Source organism: Cohnella sp. 56 (assembly GCF_037963805.1).
Classification (GTDB): domain Bacteria; phylum Bacillota; class Bacilli; order Paenibacillales; family Paenibacillaceae; genus Cohnella.
In genome coordinates, this window is sequence record NZ_JAZDQE010000013.1 from 73167 (window position 1) to 90277 (window position 17111).

The window sequence follows — 17111 nt, forward strand, 5'->3', positions numbered from 1 at the left end:
GGACCGCTGAAAACGTTCTCTTATAATAAGTGAAAGCAAGGAGGTGCCGCATGAAAAGCATGACTGCAAGCCGCAAGGACACCGTCGTACAAGCAGCGGCGAAAAAGCGCTCGGCATTTTGGAAAACGTTCGTGCGCCAGAGGTACCTGTATCTCATGTCGCTACCGTTCGTCCTCTGGGCGTTCGTGTTCAGCTACCTGCCGCTCTGGGGCTGGACGATGGCGTTCCAGAAGTTCAAGCCCGGCATCGCCTTTCGGGATCAGAAGTGGGTCGGCCTGCAGTACTTCAAGGAGCTGTTCGCGGACGAGCAATTCTATCGCGTGCTCCGCAATACGCTGGCCATGAGCACGATGGGGCTGGTCGCTGGCTTCGTCGTCCCGATCGTCTTCGCGGTCGTGCTGAACGAAGTGCGCGCGATGTCGATCAAACGCTTCGTGCAGACTGTCTCGTATCTCCCGCACTTCGTCTCATGGGTCGTCGTCGCAGGCATCGTGACCAAGATGCTCTCGACGGAGGGGGGGGTCGTTAACGACCTGCTCGTAGCGCTGCACATTATCGACGAGCCGATTCAGTTCATGGCCAAGGGCGGGTTGTTCTGGTACATCGTGACCGCTTCGGACGTGTGGAAGGAGATGGGCTGGAACACAATCATCTATCTGGCCGCGATCGCCGGGATCGGACCGGAGCTGTACGAGGCTTCCCGGGTCGACGGCGCGAGCCGTGTGCGGCAAGTATGGCATATTACACTGCCGGGCATCCGGCCTACGATCATCGTGCTGCTCATCATATCAATCGGCCATTTGATCGGTATCGGCTTCGAAAAGCAATTTCTGCTCGGCAACCCGCTGGTAAGCGATTATTCGCAGGTGCTGGACCTGTACGCGTTGAATTACGGTCTCGGTCTCGGCCGCTTTTCCTTCGGCACGGCGATCAACATCTTCAATTCCGTCATCAGCGTGTTCCTGCTGCTGATCGCGAACGGGATCTTTAAACGCACGACGAAAGAAAGCATCTTCTGAAGGAGGGACGGCCCATATGCATGCGCTTAAAAAAAGTACCGGCCGTCCGTGGTCGGACCGGTGGTTCGATGTCGCCGTCTATCTGCTCCTGATTCTGGTGACCGTCGTTACGCTGTACCCGTTCCTCAATGTCCTCGCGATCTCGCTCAACGATTCGACGGACAGCGTACGCGGCGGCATTACGATCTATCCGAGGGTGCCTACGTTCAAAAATTACGAGACGATCTTCGCATTCGGCGGCCTGATCACCGGCCTCAAAATATCTGTGCTGCGGACGGTTGTCGGTACGATTCTCGGCCTCATCAGCGCCTCCATGCTGGCTTTTACAATCAGCAGGTCGGATTTTCAGGGCAGACGTTTCGTTTCCACGTTTCTGGCGCTGACGATGTACGTCTCGGGCGGGCTCATTCCTTTCTATATTCTCATTCGCGATCTCAATATGATGAATACCTTTGCAGTATATGTGCTGCCTGGACTCGTGAGCGCCTTTAACGTTTTCGTCATCCGCTCCTTTATCGACGGCATCCCGTTCGCGCTCCAGGAATCCGCGAAGCTCGATGGCGCCAACGACTGGACGATTTTCTGGCGGGTCATTCTGCCGCTGACGAAGCCGGCGCTGGCGACGATCGCACTCTTCCTGGCGGTCGGACAATGGAATGCCTGGTTCGATACCTACCTGTATAACGGCTCGAGCGAGAAGCTGACGACGCTGCAATTCGAGCTTATGAAGGTGCTGCAGAGCACGACGACCAACGCGGACCAGTTCCGCGGCCGGAACATGACCGAGGTGATGCGCCAGATCTCGCCCGAATCGGTGAAAATGGCGATCACGATCGTCGTCACCGTGCCGATCCTCGTCGTGTATCCGTTCCTGCAGAAGTACTTCGTCAAAGGCATGACGCTTGGCGCCGTAAAAAGCTGAAGAAGCGGCGCACGGCGGCTCGTGCGAACGGTATCGGCAGGCGCAAGCCTGTTTATACGATAAATAAACTTGGATCAATCGGAGGGTTCAGCGCAATGAGAAAATGGTTTAAAGTAAACGCCCTGCTGCTCGCAGGCGCTATGACGCTCGGCCTCGTGTCCGCCTGCAGCAAGAGCAGCGACGGTACGGATGCCGCGCCGTCCGGCTCCGCCGCTGCGAGCACGAATGCGGCCAAGTCAGGCGATGAAGGCGGCGAGGATCTTACGCCCGTAACGTTCACCTACTTTTCCGAGGACCCCAATCCGAACTGGAACCACATGCAGGACGATGTCTCCAAAGCGCTCACGAAGAAGACCGGCGTCACGCTGGATGCCGAATTCGCGGTAGGCGATCCGGCGCAAAAGGTCGCGCTGATGGCAGCCAGCGGCGTTTATCCGGATATTATTGCCGCCAAAGGCGACATCGGCAAGCTCGTCGACGCCGGCGCAGTACTCGATCTGACAGAACTGATCGACAAGTACGCGCCCAACATTAAAAAGGTGCTCGGTCCGTATATGAGCCGGGCGAAATATACGACAGAGGATCAATCGATCTACTCGATCCCGACCTGGTCGAGCGTCGACGAGGTGAAGGCGACCGCGGGAGGCGGCTTCGAGCTGCAGCATCGCGTCGTCAAGGAAGCGGGCTATCCGACGATCCGTACCGTGCATGACTACGAGAAGGTCATCAAGGACTATCTGGCCAAGCATCCTACGGATGAGAACGGCAATAAAAACATCGGGTTGTCCCTGAATGCGGACGATTGGCATATGTACATCTCCGTCACCAATCCGGCCGCCTTCGTGACGGGCGCATCCGACGACGGCGAGTATTATGTCAACCAGGAAACGCACGAAGCGACCTATCATTTCCGCCGTCCGGAAGAAAAGGAGTATTTCCGCTGGCTGAATCATATGAACGCCGAGGGTCTGCTCGACAAGGAGAGCTTCGTGCAAAAATACGACCAGTACAAGGCGAAGGTCGCTTCCGGCCGCGTGCTCGGGCTGATCGACCAGGATTGGGATTACAATGACGGCCAGCAGGCGCTCAAGACTGCGGGCAAGTTCGACCAAACCTACGGCCATTATCCGGTCACGATGAGCGAGCAGTTCAAGGAAACGTCGTTCTGGCCGACGGGCTTCATGGGCGGCTACGGCATCTCGATCTCGAGCAAGGCCAAGGACCCGGTCCGCATCATCAAATTTCTCGACTATCTGGCATCGGACGAGTTCCAGATCATGAATAACTGGGGCATTGAAGGCAAGCATTATGTGGTGGAAAATGGCAAGCGCGTCGTGCCGAAGGAAGTGCAGGATCGCATCAACAACGACAATACCGCATTCACCAAGGAGTCCGGCATCGGATTTTATTGGAACATCATGGTCCACTACGGCGACGGCGTGAAGGATTCGACCGGCAACTACTATACCAAGAACAGCCCGGAACTGATCGTTGACGGCTACAGCGACGTGGAAAAGGAAACGCTCGCCGCCTACAAGGCGACGACCTGGAAGGACTTGTTCCCGAAGGAAGACGAGTTCAACGTCAAGGCGTACGGCGCGGCATGGAATATCCAGATTCCAGGCGAAGACGAGGTGTCCATCCTGGGCAACAAGATGAAAGACATCACCTGGAAACGCATCCCTCAGGCGATCCTCGCGAAGCCGGAAGACTTCGACAAGATCTGGGACGATTACCAGAACGACCTGATCAAGGCCGGCGTCGAAAAGATGGAGAAGGGCTATACCAGGTATGTACAGGACCGGGTGAAGCTGTGGAGTGCGGATGAAGGGAAATAATGCGCATCCTGTGCAAATTTGCGCATGAGTCTGTCGCGGCTTGAACGCGGGAATGTGCGTTCAACGGCGTCAGCACGTTCGAACCATGACTCTTTGGGGTCATGCGCGTCGATACGGACAGCTTGTATAATAGGCGTATCCGTAGAGACGAAAGGTTGGTCATTGATGAAGAAGATTGGTGCTCTGCTGTTCGCCGCCACGCTGGCGTTCGGTTATGCGGGCATGGCGAGCGCGCATGTACGCGTCGCGCCCGATGAAGTGGCGCAGAACGCGTATCAAGTATTCACGATCCGCGTCCCGAGCGAGAATGAGGGCGTCAAGACGACCGAGGTGAAGCTGGACGTACCCGACGGCGTGGAGGTATCCCGCTTCGAGCCCTACCCCGGCTGGTCGAGCGTGATCGAAAAAAATGCGGACGGCAAAGTTACCGCCGTCACGTGGAAGTCCGACGGCCAGGGCATCGGCGAGACGGAATTCGTACAGTTCAACTTCCAGGGGCATGTCGCGGAGGACGCGAAGGAGCTCGTCTGGAAAGCGCATCAGACCTATTCCGACGGCGCAGTCGTCGACTGGACGGGCGCGCCGGACGCCGATACGCCGGCATCCGTGACAGCCGTGACGGCGGCCGGCGGCGACGGGCACGGGCACGGCGCAGGGTCTGCGGCCGACAAGCCGGACGGAGACCGGGACCCGCTGACCCTCGGCCTCGCCATTGCCGGTCTGGTCGCCGGCCTTGCCGCACTGGCTGCTGCGTTGCTGCGCCGCAGGACGCGCTGATAGACGGTTTAACAGCTGTGGGCAGCCGCGCAGACAAGTTGCGCTTGCTCTTGCGGCCCTCATTTGGTAATCTGGAGCTATCATAAATGATTCGGCCGCAAAGCATGCGCCGTTCGCTTCTCCTCCGGGAGAGCGGGCGGCGTTTTTGCTTTTGCGGGGACATTGGAGGAGATCGAATGGGGAACAGGCGGCAAGCGCAGCCGACCCGGCACGACGAGGCGTTCAAGAAGCTGCTGCAAACTTTTTTTGCGGAGTTTATGGCTTTGTTTTTCCCGGAGGTACACCGCCGTCTCGATTATTCGAAGGCCAAGCTGCTCATGCAGGAGCAGCTCGTGGATATCGTCGGCCGGGAGTCGCGGACGCTCGATCTGCTGATTGAGGCGCAGCTGCTTGAAGCGCGGGAAGTTTTTGTCCTGCTGCATTACGAGCCTCAATTTTACAGGGACAATCTCTTCAAGGAGCGCATGTTCATTTACTTCAGCCGTCTGTTTGAAAAGTATCGGGTCACGCACAAGCAAATCATTCCCGTCGCGATATTTGCGGGAGATTCTCCCGTTGCGGAGCCGGACGGAATCGACATGGGACTGCCTGGCTCGGAAGAGGAGATTTTGCGGTTCAGATATTTGAAAGTCGAGCTGAAGAAGCGGAATTGGCGGGAGTTTGCGCAATCGGACAACCCGGTAGCCGCTGCGCTTCTGGCCAGAATGGGCTATAATCGTAGAGAAAGACGAGAGCTGCGCTTTGCGTATTTGCGTATGCTGCTTCGGATCAAAGATAAGCTGGACCCGGCCCGGATGTCGCTGGTGATGGCGATCGCAGACCTCTACTTCGATCCGAAGCCGGACGAAGATTACGATATTTTGCAGGAAATGCGGGAGACCATCCCCGAGGAGGAGGCTTTGATTATGGAACTGATGCCGGCTTGGAAGCGATGGGGCTATGAAGAGGGCATGGAGAAGGGCATTGAACAAGGTATTGAACAAGGGATTGAAAAAGGCATCGTACAAGGCATGGAAAAAGGCATGGAGCGGGGCGCCGAGGCAGAAAGGCGTGCCGTCGTGCGCAAGCTGGCGAGCAAAGGGCTCGAAGCGGAAGCGATCGCCGAGATTCTCGACCTGCCGCTGGCCGAAGTCAAGCGCCTGTACGCGACGAGCTGAACCGGAGGGCCGGCAAGCACATGCCATGGATTGACAGATTGAACCGGCGCATGTACAGTTGAAGTCAAGAATTCCACTGGGGGCGCCCGCGAGGGCTGAGATAAGGCAGCTATGCCTTGGTCCCTTTGAACCTGATCTGGGTCATGCCAGCGTAGGAAAGTGGACCAATGTGCGTAGCATGCTGCAACGGAGATCGCGACGGCGAATGCCGGGCGATGCCGGCCTTTTCCGGGCAGGCCGCCGTACGGGAGTTTTTCCGTACAGCATGCCGTCCCGCGGCCTTTTCCGCTGCCGCGCCGAAGCTGCACCCTTTGGCCGCTCCCGACGGGGCGGCTTTTTATGTTGCAGCGAGCCGACCGTCAAGGAGCGTTCCCGGAGGGGGGATTATGTCTTGAAGCGCTTGCCCCGGTATGGGCGCGGCGGTTCATGCCCGCAGTTTATGCCATTGTTTCCCGCTTGCTTGCGCGTCTCATGCGCCGTACGGCCTCCCGGAGGAATTCGCACGAATTCATAGGGAGGTTTTTTGTTATGGCGATCTTGACACAGCCTTTGCCGGGCAGCCGCAAGGTGTATGTACAAGGCGAAGGCGGCGTCCGCGTACCGATGCGGGAGATCAGGCTCGGAGACAGCGAGGCGAGGGACGGCTCCCGCCTGCCGAACGAGCCGCTGCTCGTGTACGATGCGAGCGGACCGTATACGGACGAGGGCTACACGGCGGACATCAGACGAGGCTTGCCGCCGCTGCGGAGCGAGTGGATATCGGCAAGAGCGGATACGGTCGAATACGGCGGCCGGGCCGCGCTCCCGTCGGACGACGGATACGCCACGGCGGAGCGCGCCCGCGTCAAAGGGGCCGAGGCCTATCCCGGGCTCATGCGCAGTCCGCGCCGGGCGCGCGAAGGCGGCTGCGTGACGCAGCTTCGCTATGCGCGGCAGGGCATCGTGACGCCGGAGATGGCGTTCATTGCGGCGCGCGAAGGGATGACGCCCGAGTTCGTGCGGGACGAGGTGGCGGCGGGAAGGGCCGTCATCCCGGCCAACATCAACCATCCGGAGAGCGAACCGATGATTATCGGCCGGCATTTTCACGTCAAGATCAACGCAAACATCGGCAATTCGGCCGTAGCCTCCTCCATCGAGGAAGAGGTCGAGAAGATGACGTGGGCGACCCGCTGGGGTGCGGATACGATCATGGATCTGTCGACGGGCAAAAACATCCATACGACCCGGGAATGGATCATCCGCAACGCGCCTGTGCCCGTCGGCACGGTGCCGATCTACCAGGCGCTCGAAAAGGTAGACGGCCGGGCGGAGGCGCTCACCTGGGAGATCTACCGGGATACGCTTATCGAGCAGGCGGAGCAGGGCGTCGATTACTTCACGATCCACGCGGGCGTGCTGCTCCGCTACATCCCGCTGACGGCGAAGCGCGTGACGGGCATCGTCTCGCGGGGCGGCTCGATTATGGCGGCCTGGTGCCTGGCGCATCACCGGGAGAACTTCCTGTATACGCATTTCGAGGAAATCTGCGAGATTATGAAGGCGTACGACATTACGTTTTCTCTAGGCGACGGGCTGCGTCCCGGATCGATCGCAGACGCCAACGACGAGGCGCAGTTCGCCGAGCTGGCGACGCTCGGCGAACTGACGGACATCGCCTGGAAGCACGACGTGCAGGTGATGATCGAAGGGCCGGGCCATGTGCCGATGCATCTGATCAAGGAAAATGTGGAGCGGCAGATGGAAGTGTGCAAGGAAGCGCCCTTTTATACGCTCGGTCCGCTCACGACGGATATCGCCCCGGGCTACGATCATATCACCTCCGCGATCGGCGCGGCGATGATCGGCTGGTTCGGCACGGCGATGCTCTGCTATGTGACGCCCAAGGAGCATCTGGGCCTCCCGAACAAGGAGGATGTGAAGGACGGCGTCATCGCCTACAAGATCGCGGCGCATGCCGCCGACCTGGCCAAGGGCCATCCGAGAGCGAGGCTGCGGGACGATGCGCTGTCCAAGGCCCGATTCGAGTTCCGCTGGCAGGATCAGTTCCACCTGGCGCTCGATCCGGAGCGGGCGATGTCCTATCACGACGAGACGCTGCCCGCGGATGCGGCGAAGACGGCGCATTTCTGCTCGATGTGCGGGCCGAAGTTTTGCAGCATGCGGATCACGCAAGATATTCGCGCATACGCCGACAAGCACGGGCTGGATACGGCCGAGGCGGTCGAGACGGGCCTGCGCGAGCAGGCCGAGAGCTTCAAGGCGTCCGGCAGCCGCCTCTATGTCTAGCGCAGGGGCGGAAGTCCGGACGTCACAGGATGCGGCAGCTCGGTTTGAACGGGCCGCGGGCTTAGATGCGACGTCCAGGTCAAGATACGACCGGCAGATGCGGTTCGCGCCGATCGGGACCGAGGGACAGCGTCGGCTCGGCGATGCTGCCGTGCTGGTAGCGGGCGTGGGTGCGCTCGGTTGCTCGCTCGCACAGCAGATGGCGCGGGCGGGCGTCGGCTTCATCCGGCTGGCGGACCGTGACTTCGTCGAACCGGACAATTTGCACCGGCAGACGCTGTTCGACGAGGACGACGCCGCGACGTCGGCGCCGAAGGCTGTCGCCGCCGCGGCAAGATTGCGCAGGCTGAACAGCGAAGCGCGCATCGAGCCGCATGTGGCCGAGATCAACGCCGCCAACGTAGCGGCGTTGATCTCGGGGACCGATCTTGTGCTCGACGGCACGGACAACGTCGAGACTCGCCTGCTGCTGAGCGACGCCTGCTTCAGCCGCGGCATCCCTTTTGTGTACGGCGGCGCGACGGGCTCGTCCGCCTCGGCGGCCGCACTCGTGCCGGGCGAGACCGCTTGCCTGCGCTGTCTGATCGGCGAGCCGGGCGATACCGAGCCGGGCGACACCTGCGATACGGCGGGCATTATCGGGCCGGCGGTCGAGCTCGCCGCTTCGCTGCAGGCGGCCGAGGCGCTGAAGTGGCTGAGCGGGAACCGCGAGGCGATGCGCCGCACCTGGATTACGGCGGACGTCTGGCAATTTGCGCTGCGGGAGACGAAGCTGCCGCCGGGCCGCAGCGGCTGTCCGTACTGCGGGGGCGCCGGCGGGGCGCAGGAGGCGGCCTCGAGCGGGCGAGAGAGCCGCGCGCGAGCAGGCTGGGCGGAGCCAAGCCAGACAGTGACCGGCGGGATGGACGGAGCGCGTTTGCAGGCGCACCTGAGCGAGCCGGATCGTGAGCTGAATCATATGGTGGCGACCGTGCTGTGCGGCCGGGGGACGGTGCAGGTGGCGACGGGCAGGGAGACCGCTCCTGCGCATTGCGCGGACCGGCTCGCCGGGCTGGGGTGCGAGATCGTCGCATCCAATGCGTATCTCGTCCGCGCCCGCACGCCGTCCGGCGCCTCGCTCGCCGTATTCGGCGACGGGCGCGCCCTCGTACGCGGCGTCGAGACGCCTGCCGAAGCGTTGGAGCTGTGCCGTTACTATCTCATGGACAAATCGCCGTGAGCGAAGAGGAGGAATCGAGCTTGAGGAACCTGATGGATTGCAGGCTGTACGTCATCACGGGCGAGAGCTATCATCCGGGCAGGAAGATGATTGAAGTGATGGAGGCTGCGCTGGCGGGGGGCGCCGATATCGTGCAGCTGCGGGACAAGAACGCGACAGCGGCGGAGCTGTTCGGAAAAGCCGTGGAGCTGCGCCGGTTGACCCGGCGGTACGGGGCATTGTTCGTCGTCAACGACGATGTCGAGCTGGCGCTGGCGGCGGATGCGGACGGCGTGCATCTGGGACAGGACGATATGCCGCTCGCGCAGGCGCGCCACAGAGCCGGCAGACAGCTGCTCATCGGCATCTCCACGCACAATATCGAGCAGGCGCTGGCAGCCGAGCGCGGAGGGGCGGACTATATCGGCGTCGGCCCCGTCTATCCCACGCCGACGAAGCCGGGCAGGCAGGCCGTCACGACCGCCTATGTCGCGGAGGCTGCGGCCGCGATCAACATCCCTTTTTTTGCGATCGGCGGCATCTCGCCCGCTACGGCCGAGGCCGTGCTGTCGGCGGGGGCGAGGCGGCTGTGCGCGGTGTCTGCCGTCGTAGGCGCCCCCGATCCGACAGGCGTGTGCATCGCGTTGAAGCGGGACATCGAGCGCTGGGAAGCCCGCGGCAGCATGCGCCCGGAGAGCGAGCACGGAGCGGCAGCGGGCGAAGCCAAGTCGGACGCACCTGCGACAGCAGCGCTGACGCTGCTGCTGAACGGCAAGCGCATATCGACCGGGACCGCCACGCTCGGCGAGCTCGCGCATTCATTGGGGCTGGCCGGACGGCGGGTCATGGCGGAGCGGGACGGCGAGGCGGTGCCGCGGGCGGACTGGGACACGACCCGGCTGCAAGCGGGCGACCGCATCGAATTCGTCCAGTTCGTGGGCGGGGGGTGAGAGAGATGGATGCATACCGGACACCGCTGACGATCGGCGGCATATCGCTCCGCTCCAGACTGTTCCTCGGGACAGGACGCTACCCGAGCCCGGCCGTCATGCGGCAGTCGCTCGAAGCCTCGGGCGCCCACGTCGTCACCTTTGCCGTGCGCAGAGTCGATCTGGACGTCGCGGAGGACGATCCGCTGCTCAGTCAGACAGAGGGAAGAGACCTCGTCTATCTGCCCAATACATCCGGTTCCTCGACGGCGGACGAAGCGGTGCGCATCGCGAGGCTCGCCAGAGAGGCGGGGCTCGGCAATTGGGTCAAGGTGGAGATCAGCGGGCATCCCCGGCTGCTGCTCCCCGATCCGGCAGAGACGCTGCGGGCGACGGAGCGGCTCGTTCGCGAAGGGTTCACGGTGCTGCCCTATACGTCCGACGATCCGATGCAGGCGATCCGGCTGGAGGAGGCGGGCGCGGCCGCCGTCATGCCGGGCGGGTCGCCGATCGGCACGGGGCTGGGCATTCTGAATCCGTACAATCTCGGGTGGATCGTCGAAAATGCCGGCGTGCCCGTCATCGTCGACGCCGGGCTCGGATCGGCGGCCGACGCCGCGGCCGCGATGGAGCTGGGGGCGGCCGGCATTCTCGTCAATACGCCGGTTGCCAAGGCGCGCGATCCGGTCGCGATGGCCGCCGCCATGAAGCTCGGCGTGGAGGCGGGCTGGCTGTCGCGGCAGGCGGGACGCATACCGCGGCGCCGACATGCGTCGGCCAGCAGCGGGGAAGAGGGCGGCCTGTTCGCGGCGCGGCCGGGAACGGCCGGAGGCGATGCCGAATGACGCGTACTTTGCTCGTGCTCGGAGGCGGCATCGTCGGCTTGTCCTGCGCGTACGAGGCGCTTCAGCAGGGCTGGCGGGTGACGGTCGCCGAGCGCGGCGCGCTGGGCGGCCAGGCTTCAGGCGCGGCGGCGGGCATGCTGGCCCCTTATTACGAGAACGGCGAGGCGCCCGACGCATTTTTCGGACTGTGCATGGACAGCTTCGACAGATATCCGTCATGGATAGCCGAGGTCGAAGCGGATTCGGGCTTGCGGACGGGCTTCGTCCGTTCTGGCAGCCTGCACGTCGTCCGACATGACGCGGACCGCCTGTCGCTCGCCGGCCGAATGGCATGGCAGTCGGCTAACGGCGCCAGCATGGAATGGCTGGACGAAGCGGGACTCGCCCGCGCCGAGCCCGCCCTGCCCCCGGGGTTCGCCGGAGCGCTCTACTGCGCGGATGAGGCGCATGTGCAGGCGCCGCTGCTCGTCAAGGCGCTGATCCGGGCGTGCCGGCGGCGCGGCGCGCAGCTGCTGCCGCTGGCGGGAGAGCTGACGGACGCCGAGAGCGACGCGTCCGGCGGCGTATCCGTCCAATTCGAGGAATACGGGAGAATCTCCGCGGACGCAGTCTGCTGCTGTCTGGGCGCGTGGAGCGGTCGGCTGGCCGCGTGGCTGGGACTGCGCATCCCGGTCCATCCGATCCGGGGCCAGATCTGCGCTTACGATCCTGCGCCCATCGCCTTGCGGCATATCGTGTTCGGCCCGCAGGCGTATTGGGTGGGCAAGCCGGACGGTTCCCTGATCTGCGGCGCTTCGGAGGACGAAGCGGGCTTCGACCGCACCGTTACGGACGCGGGCATCGGCCGGCTCGTGCGCGCAGGCGGGCGCTTGCTGCCGGCATTGTCGGGCGTCGCGCCGGCCCGAAGCTGGGCAGGTCTGCGGCCGGCGACCTTGGACGGTCGGCCGCTCATCGGACCGGTGCCCGGGCATCGCGCCGTATTCATGGCGGCCGGCCATTATCGCAACGGCATCCTGCTCAGCCCCGCGACGGCGGCGGCGTTCGGCGAATGGCTGGCCGCGGGCGGCAGGCCGGAGAGCGGCGCCTCCCGACATGCGTTCAGGCCCGGGCGCTTCGGCGGCGTCGGCGCACGGGAGAGAGCGGAGGCGGAGCGCTGATGGCAACCTCTACCGGCGAAGCCGGATCAAGCGGCAGCCGCATCTATCGGGCGCTCACGATCGCAGGCTCGGATTCGGGCGGCGGCGCCGGCATCCAGGGCGATCTGAAAACATTCCAGGAGCTGGGCGTCTACGGCATGAGCGTCATCACGGCGATTACCGCCCAGAACAGCCTGGGCGTCCAGCAGGCTGAGCCCGTCGCCCCCGCGCTCGTCGCGGCGCAGCTGGACAGCGTGCTCGGCGATATCGGCGCAGATGCGGCGAAAACCGGGATGCTGCCGACGCCGGAGGCAGTCGACGCCGTCGCGGCCGCGCTGACGCGATACGGCGTCCGCAGACTGGTCGTGGACCCGGTGCGGACGGCGAAGGGCGGCTATGCGCTGGCGGGGCGGCATGCTTTTGAAGCGACGGCGAGACGGCTGTTCCCGCTCGCCGAGCTCGTGACGCCCAATATTCCGGAGGCGGCCGCCCTGCTCGGCGTCACCGAGCGAAGCCTCGGCACGGTCGAGGCCAGGATCGAAGCGGCGCGGGCGCTCCTCGCCTGGGGGCCGCGCTACGTGCTGCTCAAGGGCGGACATGCCGGTACGGCGAGCTGCGTCGACGTGCTAGTCGGCGCAGCCGCCGATGCTGACGACGCCGCGGGCATCTACGCCACGCCGTCGCCCCCGCTGCTGCTGGAGGGGCCGCGCCTGGACGCGAAGCATACGCACGGCACCGGCTGCGCGCTGGCGTCCGCCGCATGCGCGGCGCTGGCCAAGGGCGACGGCGTGCCGGCAGCCTGCCGCTCTGCCAAGGCGTTCGTCGCCGCGGCCATTGCCGGTAGCTTCCCGCTTGGGGCGGGCATCGGCAGCCTGAAGCATGCCGCATGGCGGTACGGCGAGGCGGCCGCTGCGGACATGCGCCGTTAATACGCCCGATTCCCGCGCCCTGACTTGCTTGGCGGGCGCCGTTCCCCTATAATAGTGTTTAATTCAACGCCAGATTCACAAATGCGACGATGGAGACAAGTAAGCAGCGCCTGCCTGACCAGGGAGGGGACGCCGAGACTGAGAGCGTGCCCGAGGACGAGAGCTGCCCAAATTCACTCCGGAGCAGTCGCTTGAACGCTAGATCGCGCCCGGCGCGGTCGGCCAGTAGAGCGAACCGGCAGCGGCCCGTTATGCCGCTTGAGCGGGAATCTATTACCGAGCGCGGCTGGCTTTTCCGGCGGCATGCGGCGGCACAGTTTCCAATTAGGGTGGTACCACGGTCCTTTCGTCCCTTTTACGGGGAGGAAAGGCCTTTTTTGTCGGCGTACGGACAGTCGGCCGGCCGATATACCAAGCGATAGAGGGAGAGTGGCATCATGAAGGACCGTTTGGAGGCGCTGCGCGCGGAGGCGCTGGCGCAATTGCAGGAGGTGGCCGATGCCGGCCGCCTGAACGATCTGCGCGTGCATTACCTGGGCAAAAAGGGTCAACTGACCGAGATTTTGCGCGGCATGGGCGGCCTTAGCGCCGAGGAGCGTCCGGTCATCGGCCAGGTCGCCAACGACGTGCGCGCGGCGATCGAGTCCGTGCTGGCGGAGAAGCAGGCCGCCTTCGACCGCGCCGAGACGGAGCGCAGGCTGGCCGCCGAGACGATCGACGTCACGCTGCCCGGCAGCGGCGTCGCGCAAGGCAGCATCCATCCGCTCACCAAGGTGACGCAGGAGATCGAGGACATTTTCCTCGGCATGGGCTATACGATCGCCGAAGGGCCCGAGGTCGAGACCGATTACTTCAACTTTGAAGCGCTCAACCTGCCCAAGGACCACCCCGCGCGCGACATGCAGGATTCCTTTTACATCACGGACGAGATTCTGCTGCGCACACATACGTCGCCGGTGCAGATCCGCTCGATGCAGAACGCGGACGGCGCGACGCCGCTCAAGGTCATCTGCCCGGGCCGCGTCTACCGCCGCGACGACGACGACGCGACGCATTCGTTCATGTTCCACCAGATCGAAGGCCTCGTCGTCGGCCCGAACATCCGCATGAGCGATCTGAAGGGGACGCTGCTCCAGTTCGTGCAGGCGATGTACGGCCAGCAGGTGCAGATTCGTCTGCGTCCGAGTTTCTTCCCGTTCACCGAGCCGAGCGCCGAGGTCGACGTGACCTGCACCCAATGCGGCGGCGAAGGCTGCCGGATGTGCAAGCATACGGGCTGGATCGAGATTCTCGGCTGCGGCATGGTGCATCCGAAGGTGCTCGAGCACGGCGGCTTCGACCCCGAGCAAGTGTCCGGCTTCGCTTTCGGGATGGGCGTCGAGCGGATCGCGCTGCTCAAGTACGACATCGACGACATCCGTCATTTTTACAACAACGATCTGCGGTTCCTCGGGCAATTCGCCCGCATATGACGGCCCCGGCCGGCGATTAACGAAGGTGTATACGGAAGGAGCGGTCAACCTGTGAATGTATCCTATCAATGGCTTGGCGAATATATAGACCTCGGCGGCATCGCGCCGCAGGAGCTGGCGGACATGCTGACGCGAGGCGGCATCGAGATCGACGGCGTATTGTCCCGCAACGCAGGCGTCACGAAGACGGTAGTCGGCTATGTATTGGAAAAGGAAAAGCATCCGGACGCGGATAAGCTGAATGTGTGCAAAATCGATGCCGGTACCGGGGAGACGCTGCAGATCGTCTGCGGCGCGCCCAATGTGGCGGCCGGGCAGAAGGTGCCGGTCGCACTCGTCGGCGCGAAGCTGCCGGGCGACCTGCAGATCAAGCGCGCCAAGCTGCGCGGCGTCGAGTCCCAGGGCATGATCTGCTCCGCGCGCGAGCTCGGCATCAACGACAAGCTGCTGCCCAAGGAGCTGCAGGAGGGCATCCTCGTGCTGCCCGCCGACACGGCCGTCGGCACGGACATCACCGACCTTCTCGGTCTGAACGACGCGGTGCTGGAACTCGATCTGACGCCCAACCGCTCCGACTGCCTGAGCCTGCTCGGCGTCGCCTACGAGACCGCCGCGCTGACGGGCCGGCCGCTGAAGCTGCCGGAGCCGGAGAAGGCGCTGTATCCGGCCGCAGACAAGACCGCGGACGCGATCAAGGTCGGCATCGAAGCGGCCGAGGCATGCAGCCACTATGCGATGCGCGTCGTGAAGGGCGTGAAGATCGGCCCTTCGCCGCTCTGGCTGCAGAACCGCCTGATCGCCGCCGGCATCCGTCCGATCAGCAACGTCGTCGACGTCACCAACTTCGTCATGCTGGAGTACGGTCAGCCGCTGCACGCGTTCGACGCGGCCAAGGTCAAGGGCGCGATCAACGTCCGCTTCGCGCGCGAAGGCGAGACGCTCGTCACGCTGGACGGCCAGACGCGGACGCTCGAGCCGCATATGCTCGTCATCGCCGATGCCGAGCGCGCGATCGCGCTGGCCGGCGTCATGGGCGGCCTCGACTCCGAGGTGACGCCGGACACCGTCGACATCCTGCTCGAGTCGGCCCGGTTCGCCGGCGCCACGGTGCGCAAGACGTCGCGCCAGCTCGGCCTGCGCTCCGAAGCGTCGGCGCGCTTCGAGAAGGGCGTCGATCCGGCGCGGGTCCTCGGCGCGCTCGACCGCGCGGCGTCGCTGATTGGCCAGATCGCCGGCGGCCTCGTGACCGAAGGCGTCGCCGAAGTCCTCCTCGCCTCGCCGGAGCCGGCTGTCATCGAGCTGTCGCAGGGCCGCATCAACCGGATGCTCGGCACTTCGCTTTCCGCGCTCGAAGTGAAGACGATCTGGTCGCGTCTGCAGTTCGCGGCGGAGCCTGCGGGCGAGGGCGCATGGCGCCTGACCGTGCCGACGCGCAGAGGCGATATCGCGCGCGGCGTCGACCTGATCGAGGAGGTCGCCCGGCTGAACGGCTACGACAAGATCCCGACGACCCGTATCGAGGGCCCGACGACGACGGGCGCGCTCACGAAGCCGCAGTCGATCCGCCGCGCGCTGCGCGGACTGCTCTCCGAAGCGGGCCTCAGCGAAGCCGTGACGTACTCCGTCACTTCGGCGGACCGCGCCTGGCTGTTCCCGGACCTGTCCGGCGCAGCGGACGGCATGCGTCCGATCGGACTCGCGATGCCGATGAGCGAGGAGCGCAGCACGCTCCGCACCGCGCTGCTGCCGAGCCTCATCGAGGCCGCGGCGTACAACAAGGCGCGCCGCAGCGGCAGCACCGCGATATTCGAGATCGCGGGCGTCTATCATTCGACGGAGGCCAAGCTGACGACGCTGCCGACCGAGCATCCGCGTCTTGCCTTCCTGCTGACCGGTAATCGCGTCGGCGCGGGCTGGAATCAGGCCGTGCAGCCGTACGACTTTTACGATGCCAAAGGCGTCCTGGAGCGCGCGCTGGCGCGGCTCGGACTGTCCGGCGCCGTCCGCTTCGAGCAGGCGAAGCCCGCAGGCTTCCATCCCGGCCGCACGGCCGCGCTCAAGCTCGTGACGGAATCGGGCGAGACGACGATCGGATACGTCGGCCAGCTGCACCCCGAGCTGCAGCGCGACTCCGATCTGGGCGACGTCTATGCCGCCGAGCTCGATCTGAAGCCACTGTACGATGCGGCTGACGCCAGCATAGTGTACCGCACGCTGCCCCGCTTCCCGTCGGCCGAGCGCGACCTCGCGGTCGTCGTCGAACAGACGGTGCCGGCGGCTTCGCTCGTCGAAGCTGCGAGATCCGCTGCGGGCGAGTGGCTCGAGTCCGTCCGCGTGTTCGACGTGTATGCGGGAGAGCGGCTCGGCGCCGGCAAGAAGAGCGTGGCGCTGGCTCTCGTGTACCGTCACCCCGACCGGACACTGACCGACGAAGAGGTTGCGGGGGCGCAGGAGGCCGTCGTTCGGCACCTGGAACAATCTTTCAACGCAGAGCTTCGAAAATAAGCAGGAAACGGCGCAAAGCGCAGCGAATACATCAGAACGCGAAATGCGGTCTGAGCGACATTCGCTGCGATTTTGCTTAAATGGAACGTAGGGGG

At 64.0% G+C, this 17111-nt stretch carries 13 protein-coding genes and 1 riboswitch; all 13 genes read left to right on the top strand.

Translation table 11 applies throughout. The annotated features are described in order from the left end of the window. Positions 1–50 precede the first annotated feature (50 nt). The 13 genes from VQ071_RS21035 to pheT all read left to right on the top strand — a co-directional run bounded on the left by VQ071_RS21035 (position 51) and on the right by pheT (position 17016). Complete coding sequence (locus VQ071_RS21035) at positions 51–1019, top strand: ABC transporter permease (protein WP_340516205.1); 969 nt, start codon at positions 51–53, stop codon at positions 1017–1019. Positions 1020–1035: 16 nt separating this feature from the next. Further along, entirely contained in the window at positions 1036–1941 is a 906-nt protein-coding gene (locus tag VQ071_RS21040) for a carbohydrate ABC transporter permease (RefSeq protein ID WP_340516206.1), read from the top strand. Between the two features lie 95 nt (positions 1942–2036). Next, complete coding sequence (locus VQ071_RS21045) at positions 2037–3779, top strand: ABC transporter substrate-binding protein (RefSeq protein WP_445293321.1); 1743 nt, start codon at positions 2037–2039, stop codon at positions 3777–3779. A gap of 165 nt (positions 3780–3944) precedes the next feature. Next, complete coding sequence (locus VQ071_RS21050) at positions 3945–4556, top strand: YcnI family copper-binding membrane protein (protein ID WP_340516207.1); 612 nt, start codon at positions 3945–3947, stop codon at positions 4554–4556. 176 nt (positions 4557–4732) lie between these two features. Further along, positions 4733–5713, top strand: coding sequence for an Rpn family recombination-promoting nuclease/putative transposase (locus VQ071_RS21055; RefSeq protein ID WP_340516208.1), 981 nt, complete (start codon positions 4733–4735; stop codon positions 5711–5713). Between the two features lie 68 nt (positions 5714–5781). Continuing rightward, a riboswitch (TPP riboswitch) is annotated at positions 5782–5888 on the top strand. Between the two features lie 353 nt (positions 5889–6241). Further along, a complete protein-coding gene (gene thiC, locus VQ071_RS21060; protein WP_340516209.1) occupies positions 6242–8002 on the top strand; it encodes a phosphomethylpyrimidine synthase ThiC in 1761 nt (586 codons plus the stop codon). Then, the gene (locus VQ071_RS21065) at positions 7995–9221 is read left to right on the top strand and encodes a ThiF family adenylyltransferase (RefSeq protein WP_340516210.1); all 1227 of its coding nucleotides are present in this window, start codon (positions 7995–7997) and stop codon (positions 9219–9221) included. Before thiC ends, VQ071_RS21065 begins: the two co-directional genes overlap by 8 nt. A 20-nt stretch (positions 9222–9241) precedes the next feature. Then, positions 9242–10150, top strand: coding sequence for a thiamine phosphate synthase (gene thiE / locus VQ071_RS21070; RefSeq protein ID WP_340516211.1), 909 nt, complete (start codon positions 9242–9244; stop codon positions 10148–10150). A gap of 5 nt (positions 10151–10155) precedes the next feature. Then, positions 10156–10974, top strand: coding sequence for a thiazole synthase (locus tag VQ071_RS21075; RefSeq protein ID WP_340516212.1), 819 nt, complete (start codon positions 10156–10158; stop codon positions 10972–10974). Further along, positions 10971–12131, top strand: coding sequence for a glycine oxidase ThiO (thiO, locus tag VQ071_RS21080; protein ID WP_340516213.1), 1161 nt, complete (start codon positions 10971–10973; stop codon positions 12129–12131). The genes VQ071_RS21075 and thiO overlap by 4 nt, the downstream gene beginning before the upstream one ends. Then, on the top strand, positions 12131–13039 hold the full coding sequence (gene thiD, locus VQ071_RS21085) for a bifunctional hydroxymethylpyrimidine kinase/phosphomethylpyrimidine kinase (protein ID WP_340516214.1): 909 nt from the start codon (positions 12131–12133) through the stop codon (positions 13037–13039). The genes thiO and thiD overlap by 1 nt, the downstream gene beginning before the upstream one ends. Before the next feature lie 437 nt (positions 13040–13476). Further along, complete coding sequence (pheS, locus tag VQ071_RS21090; protein ID WP_340516215.1) at positions 13477–14511, top strand: phenylalanine--tRNA ligase subunit alpha; 1035 nt, start codon at positions 13477–13479, stop codon at positions 14509–14511. A 51-nt stretch (positions 14512–14562) separates the two neighbouring features. Then, the gene (pheT, locus tag VQ071_RS21095) at positions 14563–17016 is read left to right on the top strand and encodes a phenylalanine--tRNA ligase subunit beta (protein WP_340516216.1); all 2454 of its coding nucleotides are present in this window, start codon (positions 14563–14565) and stop codon (positions 17014–17016) included. The last annotated feature ends 95 nt before the right edge of the window (positions 17017–17111 follow it).